13 protein-coding genes and 1 pseudogene are annotated in these 13,771 nt (G+C 70.5%); 10 read left to right on the forward strand and 4 right to left on the reverse strand.

Features of this window, described 5'->3' with window-relative positions:
* Positions 1–15: 15 nt before the first annotated feature.
* Positions 16–687, reverse strand: a complete 672-nt coding sequence (locus tag ACFZBD_RS28145; RefSeq protein WP_391144746.1) for a response regulator — start codon at positions 685–687, stop codon at positions 16–18.
* Between the two features lie 10 nt (positions 688–697).
* Positions 698–1,600, reverse strand: coding sequence for a PD-(D/E)XK nuclease family protein (locus ACFZBD_RS28150; protein ID WP_391144749.1), 903 nt, complete (start codon positions 1,598–1,600; stop codon positions 698–700).
* 126 nt (positions 1,601–1,726) lie between these two features.
* Here ACFZBD_RS28150 and ACFZBD_RS28155 point away from each other — a divergent pair, with 126 nt between their 5' ends.
* The 3 genes from ACFZBD_RS28155 to ACFZBD_RS28165 all read left to right on the forward strand — a co-directional run bounded on the left by ACFZBD_RS28155 (position 1,727) and on the right by ACFZBD_RS28165 (position 4,710).
* Positions 1,727–3,016 carry a site-2 protease family protein gene (locus ACFZBD_RS28155; protein ID WP_391144751.1) on the forward strand — a complete coding sequence of 430 codons (1,290 nt, stop codon included), beginning with the start codon at positions 1,727–1,729 and terminating at the stop codon, positions 3,014–3,016.
* A gap of 18 nt (positions 3,017–3,034) precedes the next feature.
* Positions 3,035–3,922: a tRNA (adenine-N1)-methyltransferase gene (locus ACFZBD_RS28160; RefSeq protein ID WP_019884997.1), complete on the forward strand. Its 888-nt coding sequence runs from the start codon at positions 3,035–3,037 to the stop codon at positions 3,920–3,922.
* Between the two features lie 218 nt (positions 3,923–4,140).
* Entirely contained in the window at positions 4,141–4,710 is a 570-nt protein-coding gene (locus tag ACFZBD_RS28165) for a hypothetical protein (RefSeq protein ID WP_391144755.1), read from the forward strand.
* Between the two features lie 22 nt (positions 4,711–4,732).
* On the opposite strand, the gene ACFZBD_RS28170 is transcribed toward ACFZBD_RS28165, so the two are convergent.
* Positions 4,733–5,044: a ferredoxin gene (locus ACFZBD_RS28170; protein ID WP_391144758.1), complete on the reverse strand. Its 312-nt coding sequence runs from the start codon at positions 5,042–5,044 to the stop codon at positions 4,733–4,735.
* 254 nt (positions 5,045–5,298) lie between these two features.
* Here ACFZBD_RS28170 and arc point away from each other — a divergent pair, with 254 nt between their 5' ends.
* The 6 genes and pseudogenes from arc (at position 5,299) to prcA (ending at position 11,193) form a co-directional block, all read left to right on the forward strand.
* The gene (gene arc, locus ACFZBD_RS28175) at positions 5,299–7,065 is read left to right on the forward strand and encodes a proteasome ATPase (protein ID WP_391144761.1); all 1,767 of its coding nucleotides are present in this window, start codon (positions 5,299–5,301) and stop codon (positions 7,063–7,065) included.
* Positions 7,066–7,296: 231 nt separating this feature from the next.
* Positions 7,297–8,808, forward strand: a complete 1,512-nt coding sequence (gene dop / locus ACFZBD_RS28180) for a depupylase/deamidase Dop (RefSeq protein WP_391144763.1) — start codon at positions 7,297–7,299, stop codon at positions 8,806–8,808.
* Between the two features lie 149 nt (positions 8,809–8,957).
* Positions 8,958–9,170, forward strand: a complete 213-nt coding sequence (locus ACFZBD_RS28185; RefSeq protein ID WP_365719636.1) for a ubiquitin-like protein Pup — start codon at positions 8,958–8,960, stop codon at positions 9,168–9,170.
* 217 nt (positions 9,171–9,387) lie between these two features.
* A pseudogene (locus tag ACFZBD_RS28190) lies at positions 9,388–9,441 on the forward strand (endonuclease domain-containing protein); the annotation flags it as partial.
* A 75-nt stretch (positions 9,442–9,516) separates the two neighbouring features.
* Entirely contained in the window at positions 9,517–10,356 is an 840-nt protein-coding gene (gene prcB, locus ACFZBD_RS28195) for a proteasome subunit beta (protein ID WP_391145335.1), read from the forward strand.
* Between the two features lie 75 nt (positions 10,357–10,431).
* The gene (prcA, locus tag ACFZBD_RS28200) at positions 10,432–11,193 is read left to right on the forward strand and encodes a proteasome subunit alpha (protein ID WP_391144766.1); all 762 of its coding nucleotides are present in this window, start codon (positions 10,432–10,434) and stop codon (positions 11,191–11,193) included.
* A 107-nt stretch (positions 11,194–11,300) separates the two neighbouring features.
* On the opposite strand, the gene ACFZBD_RS28205 is transcribed toward prcA, so the two are convergent.
* Positions 11,301–12,320: a substrate-binding domain-containing protein gene (locus ACFZBD_RS28205; protein WP_391144770.1), complete on the reverse strand. Its 1,020-nt coding sequence runs from the start codon at positions 12,318–12,320 to the stop codon at positions 11,301–11,303.
* 123 nt (positions 12,321–12,443) lie between these two features.
* On the opposite strand from ACFZBD_RS28205, the gene ACFZBD_RS28210 reads away from it, so the two are divergent.
* Positions 12,444–13,766, forward strand: coding sequence for an MFS transporter (locus ACFZBD_RS28210; RefSeq protein WP_391144772.1), 1,323 nt, complete (start codon positions 12,444–12,446; stop codon positions 13,764–13,766).
* Positions 13,767–13,771 lie beyond the last annotated feature (5 nt).

Genomic DNA, 13,771 nt, shown 5'->3' on the forward strand with positions numbered 1-13,771 from the left:
CTTCCTCGTACGCCGCTACTGGGCGCCCGGACGGACCAGCCCGCTCTCGTACGCGTACACCGCCGCCTGCACCCGGTCGCGCAGACCCAGCTTCGTCAGCACGTGCCCCACGTGCGTCTTCACCGTCGTCTCGCTGACGAACAGGTCCGCCGCGATCTCCGCGTTCGACAGCCCCCGCGCCACCAGCTTCAGCACCTCGACCTCACGGTCGGTCAGCGTGTTCAGCGTGTCCGGGACCTGCTCGTCGCCCGACGGAAGGTGCGCGGAGTACTTGTCGAGCAGCCGGCGCGTGATCGACGGCGCCAGCATCGCCTCGCCCGCCGCCACCACCCGGATCGCCTGCACCAGCTCGTTGGCCGGAGCGTCCTTCAGCAGAAAACCGCTCGCCCCGGCCCGCAGCGCCTCCACCACGTACTCGTCCAGATCGAACGTGGTCAGCACCAGCACCTTCGCCGGACCGTCCCGGCCCGGGCCGGTGATCTGCCGCGTCGCCTCGACCCCGTCCATCCGGGGCATCCGGATGTCCATCAGCACCACGTCCGGCTGCAACGCCCGGACCTGGTCCTGGGCCTGAAGACCGTCCCCGGCCTCACCGACGACCGCGATGTCCTGCTCCGCCTCCAGAATCATCCGGAAGCCGGTGCGCAGCAGCGGCTGGTCGTCGACCAGTAGGACGCGGATAGCCACAGGAACTCCTTCACGGGGCGGGCTGGACCCCGTCCATTCTGCCCTGCCCGGATTCGCCCGACTCCGGCGGGCGCGGCGAAACGATCTCCAGCGGATACACCGGGGGAGTCCCCCCGAACTCGGGACACAGCTCCTGGTGGTCGCACCAGCCGCACAGCTTCGTCGGCCGCGGCCGCCAGTCACCCGACTCCGTCGCCTCCCGGATCGCCTCCCACAGCGCCAGCAGCTTCCGCTCCACCCGCAGCAGATCCGCCTCCACCGGGTCGTACGTCAGCACGTCCCCGCTGCCCAGGTACACCAGCTGGAGCCGGCGCGGCACCACCCGCTTCCACCGCCAGATCACCAGCGCGTAGAACTTCATCTGGAAGAGCGCGCCCTCGCTGTACTCCGGCCGGGGCGCCTTCCCCGTCTTGTAGTCGACGATCCGCACCTCGCCCGTCGGCGCCACGTCGATCCGGTCGATCACCCCGCGCAGCCGCAGCCCCGAATCCAGCTCCGTCTCCACGAACAGCTCACGCTCGGCCGGCTCGAGACGCGTCGGATCCTCCAGCGTGAACCACCGCTCGACCAGCCGCTCCGCCTCGCCCAGCCAGCGCGCGAGCCGCTCGCCCTCCGCGTCCTCGGCGAACAGCTCGGCCAGCTCGGGCTTCGACTCCAGCAGCCGGTCCCACTGCCCCGGGATCATCGCCTTCGCCCGGGGAGCCGTCCGGTGCGCCGCCGGATCGTCGAAGAGCCGCTCCAGGACGGCGTGCACCAGCGTCCCCCGGGTGGCCGCCTCGCTCGGCTTCTGCGGCAGCCTGTCGATCACCCGGAACCGGTACAGCAGGGGACACTGCATGAAGTCGCTCGCCCGTGACGGGGACAACGACATGGGCGCCCGGGACCCGGTCGGCGGCTGCTCGCTCGTACTCATGACTCAGACCCTACGGCCCGCCACCGACAGCGAGCGGAATACCATCGACGGCAGACCCCGTCGCACTGCATGATCGAACCGTGACGCAGTGACGCGGGTCATGCAGTCCGGCGACGAAAGGAACCCGTGAACCAGGACGACGAGCGCGGCGAGAACCACCGGCCGCAGTCCGGCGAAACGGAACCGGAAGCGAAGCCCGCCGCACCCGGCCCCGCCGGAGGCCCCTCCGGCACGGGCAAGGGCAGGCCCCGGCGCACCGACGAACCCGGCGGCGGGCTCCTCATGGGCCGCCCCTTCGGCGTGCCCGTCTACGTCGCCCCCAGCTGGTTCCTCGTCGCCGCCCTGATCACCTGGGTCTTCGGCGACCAGATCGAGCGCGTCCTGCCCGACCTCGGCGGCGCCCGCTATCTCGTCTCCCTCTTCTTCGCCATCGCCTTCTACGCCTCCGTCCTGGTCCACGAGCTGGCGCACACCCTCGCCGCCCTCCGCTTCAAGCTCCCGGTCCGCCGCATCCAGCTCCAGTTCTTCGGCGGCGTCTCCGAGATCGAGAAGGAGACCGAGACCCCCGGCCGCGAATTCGTCCTCGCCTTCGTCGGCCCGCTCCTCTCCCTCGTCCTCGCCGGGCTCTTCTACGTCTCCCTGTACGCCGTCGAACCCGGCACCGTCCCCGGCGTCCTGCTCGCCGGCCTGATGATCTCCAACCTCATCGTGGCGGTCTTCAACCTGCTGCCCGGCCTGCCCCTCGACGGCGGCCGCATGCTCCGCGCCGTCATCTGGAAGATCACCGGCAAGCCCATGAGCGGCACCGTCGCCGCCGCCTGGGTCGGACGCGCCCTCGCCGTCGCCGTCCTCATCGGCCTGCCCCTGCTCACCCGCACCGGCCTCCTGGGCAACTCCACCGACGACATCAGCGGCATGAGCACCGTCACCGACGCGCTCCTCGCCGCCATCCTCGCCGCCATCATCTGGACCGGCGCCGGCAACAGCCTGCGCATGGCCCGGCTGCGCGAACACCTCCCCGACCTGCGCGCCCGCAGCCTCACCCGCCGCGCCATCCCCGTCGAACCCGCCACACCCCTCTCCGAAGCCCTGCGCCGGGCCAACGAAGCGGGAGCCCGCGCCCTCGTCGTCGTCGACGCCCACGGCGTCCCCACCGGACTCGTCCGCGAGAGCGCCATCGCCGGCGTCCCGCAGCACCGCCGCCCCTGGGTCGCGGTCAGCGGCCTCGCCCAGGACCTCAACGACGGCATGAGGGTCCCCAGCGAGCTCGCGGGCCAGCCCCTCCTGGACCACCTCCGCACCAGCCCGGCCACCGAGTACCTCGTCGTCGAGGAGACCGGGGAGATCTACGGCGTGCTCTCCACCGCCGACGTGGAGCGCGCCTTCGTCAAGGCCATGGCAAGACCGTCCTCGTAACCCCGGTACTCTGGTCACATGTCCGAACCGACCGGTGCCGCCCGCCGTCGCGGGCCCTTCAAGGTCGGGGACCAGGTCCAGCTCACCGACCCCAAGGGACGCCACTACACGTTCACGCTCGAGGCCGGGAAGAACTTCCACACCCACAAGGGTTCCTTCCCCCACGACGAGCTGATCGGTGCTCCCGAGGGCAGTGTTGTCCGTACCACGGGAAACGTCGCCTACCTCGCGCTGCGCCCCCTGCTCCCCGACTACGTCCTGTCCATGCCCCGCGGCGCCGCCGTGGTCTACCCGAAGGACGCGGGGCAGATCCTCGCCTTCGCCGACATCTTCCCCGGCGCACGCGTCGTCGAAGCCGGCGTGGGCTCGGGATCGCTCAGCAGCTTCCTGCTCCGCGCCATCGGGGACAGCGGCATGCTGCACTCCTACGAGCGCCGCGAGGACTTCGCCGAGATCGCCAAGGGCAACGTCGAGCGCTACTTCGGTGGCCCGCACCCCGCGTGGCAGCTGACGGTCGGCGACCTCCAGGACAACCTCTCCGACACCGACGTCGACCGGGTCATCCTCGACATGCTCGCCCCGTGGGAGTGCCTGGAGGCCGTCTCCAAGGCGCTCGTCCCCGGCGGCATCCTCTGCTGCTACGTGGCCACCACCACCCAGCTCGCGCGCACCGTGGAGTCCATCCGCGAGTTCGGCTGCTACGCCGAGCCGCAGCCCTGGGAATCCATGATCCGCAACTGGCACGTCGAGGGCCTCGCCGTCCGCCCGGACCACCGGATGATCGGCCACACCGGCTTCCTCGTCACCGCCCGCCGCCTCGCCGACGGCGTCGAGCCGCCGATGCGCCGCCGCCGCCCCGCCAAGGGCGCCTACGGCGAGGACTACGAAGGCCCCAACAAGGGCTGACGCCCCCCGACACGACCCGGGGCCCGACGCCCCGGCAACGCAGGCGTGCCGCCGCCGAGTTCCCGCCCCACGGCGGGGAACTCGACGGCGGCATCCTTATGTTCGAGTGTTCGCTTCCGCATCGAAGACCGTTTCCACCCCGGCTGTTCCCCCCTCCTGTGACGTGTGGCACGATGCCCGCAACTCCTTCCGCGCCACCCTCACAGGAGACTTCTCGCGTGCAGCCCTCCGCCGTCCCGGACCTCGCGCACACCCACGCCCGGCCGGTGCACTGGCTGGCCACCGCGACCGCCATGGCCGCCGTCGTCGCCGCCGCCGGCCTGCTGCAACCCGGCCCCGCGACCGCCACCACCGCGGCCGGACCCCAGGCCGCCCCGGCCGCCGCGCCCGCCCCGGACGCCGCCGCGGCCGACTACCCCCTGGACTGCGGACGCGCGCCCACCACCGTCGCCCGGCAGAGCCGCGGGGACCTCGACGGCGACGGGAACCCCGAGACCGTCGCAGTCGTGCACTGCGAAGCCGGTTCCGGCACGCCTCCCAGTGGGATCTACGTCCTCACCCGCGCCAAGGACGCCACCGCGCGCGTGGTCGCCACGCTCCTGGACCCGGCGCGGCGGAGCACCGTCGCCGACCTCGCCGTACGGGACGGGGCGGTCGTCGCCACCGTCCTCGGCTATTCCTCGCTCGATGTCCCGAGCTGCTGCCCCGACCAGCGGGAACGCGTCGAATGGCGCTGGAAGGGCAGCGCGTTCGTCCGCACCGCCCACACCGATCCGGTCGCCCTCTGACCCACGTGCCGTGCGCGCACCGTCACTCCGCGTCGGGACCGTAGACCTCGACCCCGTCCGCGACCCGGCGGACGTGGATGCAGTCGCCCGGGCACTCCTTGGCCGAATCCACCACGTCGGTCAGCAGCGGCAGCGGCACCGGCGTCGTGGCCCCCGCCTCCTGCAGCAGCTCGTCGTCGGCGCTCTTCACGTAGGCGAGCCCGTCGATGTCCAGCTCGAAGACCTCCGGCGCGTACTGCACGCAGATCCCGTCCCCGGTACAGAGGTCCTGGTCGATCCAGACCTCCAGCGCCTCACCGGCGCCCGCCGTCGGGACCTCGTGCCGCACGGTCATGTCTCCTGCCGATCCTGAGCTGTGAAAGTGAGCGTTCCTGCTAAGTCCGGCCAAGCCTGACGGGTGTTGACCACCGATGACGATACAACCGTCGGCTTTCCGATGTTGATGGGTGGGTATTCCCTTGGCGTGAGGGGAAGCGCAAGGGTGAAGATCGGACACACCCCGATGTCTTTGTGATCTAGGGGTTTCAATCACCACCCACGCAGGTAGGGTCAGGAAGCGTCCAGCTCCCCTTGGAGGAGGTGAGGACCGTGGCAGCCCACGACGACGACATCAACCGCGGCATCCGGCCGGGGCGGGGGTCTGAAGACCCCGCCGGCCAGGTTGCCTATCTCGAGCAGGAAATCGCCGTCCTGCGCCGCAAGCTCGCCGACTCTCCGCGTCATACGAGGATTCTCGAAGAGCGGATCGTCGAGCTGCAGACCAACCTGGCCGGCGTATCCGCACAGAACGAGCGGCTCGCCAACACGCTCCGTGAGGCCCGCGACCAGATCGTGGCCCTCAAGGAGGAGGTCGACCGGCTCGCGCAGCCGCCGGCGGGCTTCGGTGTCTTTCTGCAGGACAACGAGGACGGCACCTGCGACATCTTCACCGGGGGCCGCAAGCTCCGGGTGAACGTCAGCCCCAGCGTCGAGCTCGAAGAGCTCCGGCGCGGCCAGGAAGTCATGCTCAACGAAGCGCTCAACGTGGTCGAGGCCATGGAATTCGAGCGGGCCGGGGACATCGTCACCCTCAAGGAGATCCTCGAGGACGGCGAGCGCGCCCTGGTCGTGGGGCACACCGACGAGGAGAGGGTGGTGAGGCTCGCCGAGCCGCTGCTGGACATCACCATCCGCCCCGGCGACGCCCTGCTGCTCGAGCCCAGGTCCGGCTACGTCTACGAAGTGATCCCGAAGAGCGAGGTCGAGGAGCTCGTCCTCGAAGAGGTCCCGGACGTCGACTACGACAAGATCGGCGGCCTGGGCAACCAGATCGAACTGATCCGCGACGCGGTCGAGCTTCCGTACCTCTACCCGGACCTCTTCAAGGAGCACGAACTGCGGCCGCCGAAGGGCATCCTGCTCTACGGCCCGCCCGGCTGCGGCAAGACGCTCATCGCCAAGGCCGTCGCCAACTCCCTTGCCAAGAAGGTCGCGGAGGTGACCGGGCAGCCCGCCGGGAAGTCGTACTTCCTGAACATCAAGGGTCCCGAGCTGCTCAACAAGTACGTCGGAGAGACCGAGCGGCACATCCGCCTCGTCTTCCAGCGTGCCCGGGAGAAGGCGAGCGAGGGCACCCCCGTCATCGTCTTCTTCGACGAGATGGAATCCCTCTTCCGCACCCGCGGATCCGGTGTCAGCTCGGACGTGGAGAACACCATCGTCCCGCAGCTGCTCGCCGAGATCGACGGTGTGGAGGGCCTGGAGAACGTCATCGTCATCGGCGCCTCCAACCGCGAGGACATGATCGACCCCGCGATCCTGCGGCCCGGCCGGCTCGACGTCAAGATCAAGATCGAGCGTCCGGACGCGGAAGCGGCCAAGGACATCTTCGCCAAGTACCTCACGTCGACCCTCCCGCTGCACGCGGACGACCTGTCCGAGCACAGCGGGTCGAAGCCGGCCGCCGCCCACGCCATGATCCAATCGGTCGTGGAACAGATGTACGCCGAATCCGAGGAGAACCGCTTCCTCGAGGTGACGTACGCCAACGGCGACAAGGAAGTCCTCTACTTCAAGGACTTCAACTCCGGAGCGATGATCCAGAACATCGTCGACCGGGCCAAGAAGATGGCCATCAAGGCTTTCCTCGACCATGACCAGAAGGGCATCCGCGTCTCCCACCTCCTCCAGGCGTGCGTGGACGAGTTCAAGGAGAACGAGGACCTGCCCAACACCACCAACCCCGACGACTGGGCCCGTATCTCCGGAAAGAAGGGCGAGCGGATCGTCTTCATCCGCACCCTTGTCACCGGAAAGCAGGGCGCCGACACGGGTCGCTCCATCGACACCGTGGCGAACACCGGTCAGTATCTGTAGGAACGCACACCGGCTGCGGATGTCCGGAAGTCGGACATCCGCAGCCGTCGCTTTTCGCCACCACCGACGTACACAATGACGTAATCGATCTCCCCACCGACGCGGAGTCGCTCTAGGCTCTTCGGTACCGCCGAATCGCGCAGTGCGGGGACGGGCACCGCACACGCACGAGAAAGCGCGGTACTTGAGCGCCGCACCCGAATGGGCGCGCCGCCGGGCAAGGAGGGCCGCATGACCGTACGGCGAGTAATGGGCATCGAAACGGAGTACGGGATCTCCGTTCCGGGGCATCCCAACGCCAATGCCATGCTCACCTCGTCCCAGATCGTCAACGCCTACGCGGCGGCGATGCACCGGGCGCGCCGCGCCCGCTGGGACTTCGAGGAGGAGAACCCCCTGCGGGACGCCCGAGGCTTCGACCTCGCCCGCGAGGCCGCCGACTCCAGCCAGCTCACGGACGAGGACATCGGCCTGGCCAATGTGATCCTCACCAACGGAGCACGGCTCTACGTCGACCACGCCCACCCCGAGTACAGCGCCCCCGAGGTCACCAATCCCCGCGACGCCGTCCTCTGGGACAAGGCCGGGGAGCGGATCATGGCCGAGGCCGCCGAGAGAGCCGCCCAGCTCCCCGGCGCCCAGCCGATTCACCTCTACAAGAACAACACCGACAACAAGGGCGCCTCCTACGGCACGCACGAGAACTACCTGATGAAGCGGGAGACCCCCTTCTCGGACATCGTGCGCCATCTGACGCCGTTCTTCGTCTCCCGCCAGGTCGTCACCGGCGCCGGCCGCGTCGGCATCGGCCAGGACGGCCGGGAGCACGGCTTCCAGATCAGTCAGCGCGCTGACTACTTCGAAGTCGAGGTAGGCCTCGAGACCACGCTGAAGCGGCCCATCATCAACACCCGGGACGAGCCCCACGCCGACGCCGAGAAGTACCGCCGCCTCCATGTGATCATCGGGGACGCCAACCTCTCGGAGATCTCCACCTACCTCAAGCTGGGGACCACCGCCCTGGTCCTGTCCATGATCGAGGACGGGTTCATCAACGTGGACCTCGCCGTCGACCAGCCCGTACGCACCCTGCACGACGTCTCCCACGACCCGGGCCTGAGCTATCTGATCACGCTCCGCAGCGGTCGCACGCTGACCGCCGTGCAGCTCCAGATGGAGTACTTCGAGCTGGCCAGGAAGTATGTGGAGGAGCGTTTCGGCGCCGACGCCGACGAGCAGACCAAGGACGTCCTGGTCCGCTGGGAGGACACCCTCAACCGCCTCGAGAACGATCCGATGAGCCTCGCCGGCGAGCTGGACTGGATCGCCAAGCGGGAGCTGATGGAGGGCTACCGCCGCCGCGACAACCTGGACTGGGACGCGGCCCGGCTGCACCTCGTGGACCTGCAGTACGCCGACGTGCGGCCCGAGAAGGGCCTCTACAACCGCCTGGTGGACCGTGGACGCATGAAGCGGCTCCTGACCGAGGACGAGGTCCAGCGGGCCGAGACGAAGCCGCCCGAGGACACCAGGGCCTATTTCCGGGGCCGCTGCCTGGAGCAGTACGCGGACGACGTCGCGGCCGCCTCCTGGGACTCCGTGATCTTCGACCTGCCCGGCCGGGACTCCCTCCAGCGCGTTCCCACGCTGGAGCCCCTGCGGGGCACCAGGAACCACGTCAAGGAACTGCTCGACCGGTGCCGGACCGCGGAGGAACTGGTCCGTTTCCTGTCCGGCAACTGATTGCACGGCTGAAATGGCCGGGCACTGGGAATCATGGAACTAGTGCCCGGACGTTGCGGCGACCACAGGGCCGATGTCAGACCTGGCTTGTAGGGTCTGATCTTGAGAGAGACCCAACCGAGCGGGCCGATTCGAGCGGGGTGAGGGATATGGCGACCAAGGACACCGGCGGCGGACAGCAGAAGGCGACGCGTTCCACGGAGGAGGTCGAGGAGACGACCGCGGAGGAAAGCTCCGACCTCAAGGAACGCCAGGAGAAGCTCTCGGACGACGTGGACTCCGTCCTCGACGAGATCGACGACGTCCTGGAGGAGAACGCCGAGGACTTCGTGCGGTCGTTCGTGCAAAAGGGCGGCCAGTAAGAGCGCTCCACCTTCACATCGAAGGTGGAGCGGGGCGGCACACCCAGGTGACGGAGCGACGCGCGCGGTGCGGTCCGAAAAGGACGCCCGCGCGCCGTCCCGTGCGGCGGGTGCGCGGCCATGGGGGGGCGAGAGGGCACCACCGAAGCCGAGCGCGGGCCGGAACGGCCCGCCGCGCAGGCCCGCCGATCCGTCCGGCATCCCCCGCCGGATTCAGGTGGATCACCGTCACTTGGCGGGTAGGGTCCGTGGCGTACTGTGCTTCAACTGCAATTCGGCCATCGGCACGTCGGGAGACGATCCCGACACTCTGCGGCGGGCCATCTCAATATTTGGAGGGACACGCGTGGAAGCCAACACTCGTAGCACCGGGCGTCTACCAGCTGCCTTCCTGACGCCGGGGTCGTCCTCGTTCCTGGACTTCCTGTCCGACCACTCGCCGGAGCTCCTGCCGCGCAACCGGAAGCTCCCGGACGGGATCGTCGAGGCGCCGCACGGCACCACCATCGTGGCCGCCACCTTCGCCGACGGCGTCGTGCTCGCGGGTGACCGGCGGGCGACCATGGGCAACATGATCGCCCAGCGCGACATCGAGAAGGTCTTCCCGGCCGACGAGTTCTCGGCCGTGGGCATCGCCGGCACCGCCGGCCTGGCTGTGGAGATGGTCAAGCTCTTCCAGCTGGAGCTGGAGCACTTCGAGAAGGTCGAAGGCACGACGCTCTCCCTGGAGGGCAAGGCGAACCGTCTCTCCACGATGATCCGCGGCAACCTCGGCATGGCGATGCAGGGCCTGGCCGTCGTCCCGCTCTTCGCCGGCTGGGACGAGGGCAAGGAGAAGGGCCGGATCTTCTCCTACGACGTGACGGGCGGCCGCTCGGAGGAGCACGGCTTCGCGGCCACCGGCTCCGGCTCGATCTTCGCCCGGGGCTCCATGAAGAAGCTCTACCGCCCCGGCCTGACGGAGGAACAGGCCACCACGCTGGTCGTCCAGGCGCTGTACGACGCCGCCGACGACGACTCGGCGACCGGCGGCCCGGACCTCTACCGCAACATCTATCCGATCGTCACCGTCATCTCCGACGAGGGCTTCCGCAGGCTGAGCGAGGAGGAGTCCTCGGCGCTCGCCCGCTCGGTCACCGACCGGCGCCTGGAGCAGCCCGACGGACCGCGCGCCGCGCTGCTCTGAGTCTCCGCTCGTCCTTCCTCCCCCGACTCCGTCCGGGGGACCCTCAGCCGCCCAGAAGAAAGGGACGGATAGCCGGTGTCGACCCCGTTCTACGTCTCACCCCAGCAGGCCATGGCCGACCGGGCGGAGTACGCCCGCAAAGGCATCGCCCGAGGCCGCAGCCTCGTCGTCCTGCAGTACACCGACGGCATCGTCTTCGTCGGCGAGAACCCGTCCCGCGCGCTGCACAAGTTCAGCGAGATCTACGACCGGATCGGCTTCGCGGCCGCCGGCAAGTACAACGAGTACGAGAACCTCCGGATCGGCGGTGTGCGCTACGCCGACCTGCGGGGCTACACCTACGACCGGGACGACGTGACGGCCCGGGGCCTCGCCAACGTCTACGCCCAGACGCTGGGCACGATCTTCTCCAGCGCGGGGGAGAAGCCCTACGAGGTGGAGCTGGTCGTCGCCGAGGTGGGCACCGAGCCCGAGGGCGACCAGATCTACCGGCTGCCGCACGACGGCTCCATCGTCGACGAGCACGGCTCCGTCGCGGTCGGCGGGAACGCCGAGCAGATCGGCAGCTTCCTCGACCAGCGGCACCGCGACGGCATGTCCCTGGCCGAGGCGCTGAAGCTGGCCGTGCAGGCGCTGTCCCGCGACACCAACGGCAGCGAGCGGGAGATCCCCGCGGAGCGCCTGGAGGTGGCCGTCCTGGACCGCACGCGGCCACAGCAGCGCAAGTTCAAGCGGATCGTCGGACGGCAGCTGGTCCGCCTGATGGAGGCGGACAACGCGGCGATCGCGAAGACCGACGACCCCTCGGACGAGATCCCGGAGGAGACCGAGGAGTAGCTCCTCCGTCGACCCGGACGACGGCCCCGGCCCGCGCAGGCGGTCCGGGGCCGTCGCGTTGTCCCGGGGCCCTAGGCGGTCTCTGGCGATCAGGTCGCCACAACGACCTAGGGGGCCGGTGGCGGGCCGGAGGAGCCGCGGACCACCAGGGTGACCGGCAGGCCGCCGGAGTCCGGGGCACGGCCGTCGAGGACGGCGAGGAGGGCCGTCATGCCGTCCTCGCCGACCCGTTCGGCGGGGAGGCGGACGGTGGTCAGCTCGGGTTCGACGGCGGTGGCCAGCGCCAGGTCGTCGAAGCCGGTGACGGACACGTCCTCGGGCACGCGCAGACCCAGCCGGCGGGCGGCCTTGCACGCCCCGGCGGCCAGGATGTCGTCGTCGCAGACGAGAGCGGTCGGCCGGGGCCCGGGGGCGGTCAGGGCCGCTTCTGCGGCGGCCCGGGCGCCGTCCACGTCGAGGGGCGCGCGGACGGTGCGTACGGAGACGTCGCGCAGGGCCTCGGCGAGCGCGGCGGCCCGGACGTCGAAGGTCCAGGACGGCACGGCCGACGCGAGGTGGACGAGGCGGCGGTGGCCGAGACCGAGCAGGTGCTCCGCCACCTGGCGCATGCCGTCCGCGATGTCGAGGTTGACGTGCGCGGCCGCCCCGGCGTCGGAGGGGTCGCTGTCGAGCATGACCAGGGGCAGGTCCGTGCCGCGGATCGCGGTGAGGGCGTCGGCCGCCATCGAGGAGGCGATGACGCCGTCCAGGGCGGCGCGGGCGGAGGCGAAGGGGTCCCTGGCGGGGCCGACGCCGTCGGGGGAGGGGTAGAGCACCACGCCGAAGTCGTGCCGGGCGGCGACGGTGGCCGCTCCGGTGTAGACGCGCGCGAAGAACTCGTTGGTGAGGGCCGGGACGACGAGGAGCGCCGTGCGGGTGCGGCCGAGCCGGAGGTTGCGGGCGGCGAGGTTGGGGCGGTAGCCGAGGCCCTGGGCGGCGTCGCGTACGGACTGGGCGGTGCGCTCGGAGACCCGGCCGCGCCACTTGTCGCCGAGGACCAGGGAGACGGTGGCCTGGGACACCCCGGCGGCGCGGGCGACGTCCCGGCTCGTGGGCCTGGCCGCGCCGGGCGGTTCCGGGGTGCGCACGCGTGCCTCCGTGGATGCGGTCGGGGCCCGCGAGGTGGACCCTGGGGCTGGAGCCATGGTACGTATGACGCAGGAAGTTATACGTAAAACCTCGGCTCGGGCACCGGGGGAGAGGAGACGGACATGGCCACCGAGGCCCAGGCGAGCGGCGGCTACCGCGACATACTCAGGGCGCCGCACGCCCTCCGGCTGCTCACCGGCACCCTCGTGGGCCGACTCCCCAACGGCACCGGCCCGATCGCCACGGTGGTCTTCACCCGCGCCGAAGGCGGCAGCTACAGCCTCGCCGGCGGCCTCGTCGCCGCCTACGGCGTCGCCACCGCCGTCGGACAGCCGCTCCTGGGCCGCGCGGTCGACCTGAAGGGCCAGCCCCGGGTCCAGCTGCCCGCCGCGGTCCTCTCCGCCCTCGGCATGGCCGCCCTCGCGGTCGCGGGCATCGGCAACATCGCCCTCGCCTACGCCGCCATCGTCGTGGCCGGACTCTTCACCCCGCCGCTCGAAGGCGGCCTGCGGGCCCTCTGGCCGAGCGTCCTGGGCCGCGAGGACCGGGTCCACCGGGCCTACGCCCTGGACGCCGTCGCCCAAGAGGTGATGTTCACCGTCGGCCCGCTCCTGGTGACCCTGCTCGTCGCCGTGTGGTCCCCGGCCGCCGCCCTCCTCGTCATCAACGTCCTGGGCGTCCTCGGCGCCCTCTCCGTCGTCCTCTCCGAGCCCTCGCGCGCCTGGCGCTCGGAGCCCCGCGAGGCGCACTGGCTGGGCGCGCTGCGCTCACCGGGCCTGCTCGCCCTGCTCGGCTCGTTCTTCTTCGTCGGCCTGGCGCTCGGCTCCATCACGGTCGCCGGGCTCGCCTACGCCGACGACCGGGGCCACGCGGCCGCCTACGGCTGGATCATGGCCGCCGTCGGCCTCGGCGCCCTCGTCGGCGGCGTCCTGTACGGCGCCCGCCACTGGTCCGGGTCCCCCGAGAAGCGCCTGACGGTGATCGTCGGGCTGCTCGCGCTGGGCTATGTGCCGCTGATGCTCACCCCCGGTGTCGTCCCGATGACGGCCCTCGCCGCCCTCGCCGGTGTCTTCCTGGCCCCCGCGCTCGCCTGCGGCTTCATCGTGGTCGACCGGCACGCCCCCACCGGGACCGTCACGGAGGCCTTCTCCTGGCTCGTCACCACGTTCGGCGTGGGGGCCGCCCTCGGCTCCGCCGTCGCCGGTCCGGTCGTCGAACTGGCCGGGATCACCGCGGGCTTCTCGGTGGCCGCGGCCGGCGGTCTCACCGCCCTCCTGGTGCTGCTCGCCACCGGCCGGGCCCTCGCCGCCCCAGGCCGGAGCGTGCGACACGCCGTCAGCGACGTCGGCGGTCACGCCGGACACACCGAAAAGAACACGCACTCATCGGAAAATGATCGAAACGGGGCCGCCCAACCCGGTTTCAGCTCAGGCCATCAGGCGTAATGTTC

Source organism: Streptomyces sp. NPDC008121, assembly GCF_042957155.1.
In the GTDB taxonomy this organism is placed as follows: Bacteria; Actinomycetota; Actinomycetes; order Streptomycetales; family Streptomycetaceae; genus Streptomyces.

Bases quoted from the DNA above. Each gene is read 5' to 3' on its own strand.
- ACFZBD_RS28150 (WP_391144749.1), bottom strand. From the start codon at position 1,600: ATGAGTACGAGCGAGCAGCCGCCGACCGGGTCCCGGGCGCCCATGTCG.
- ACFZBD_RS28160 (WP_019884997.1), top strand. From the start codon at position 3,035: ATGTCCGAACCGACCGGTGCCGCCCGCCGTCGCGGGCCCTTCAAGGTC.
- ACFZBD_RS28170 (WP_391144758.1), bottom strand. From the start codon at position 5,044: ATGACCGTGCGGCACGAGGTCCCGACGGCGGGCGCCGGTGAGGCGCTG.
- dop (WP_391144763.1), top strand. From the start codon at position 7,297: ATGACCGTACGGCGAGTAATGGGCATCGAAACGGAGTACGGGATCTCC.
- ACFZBD_RS28185 (WP_365719636.1), top strand. From the start codon at position 8,958: ATGGCGACCAAGGACACCGGCGGCGGACAGCAGAAGGCGACGCGTTCC.
- ACFZBD_RS28210 (WP_391144772.1), top strand. From the start codon at position 12,444: ATGGCCACCGAGGCCCAGGCGAGCGGCGGCTACCGCGACATACTCAGG.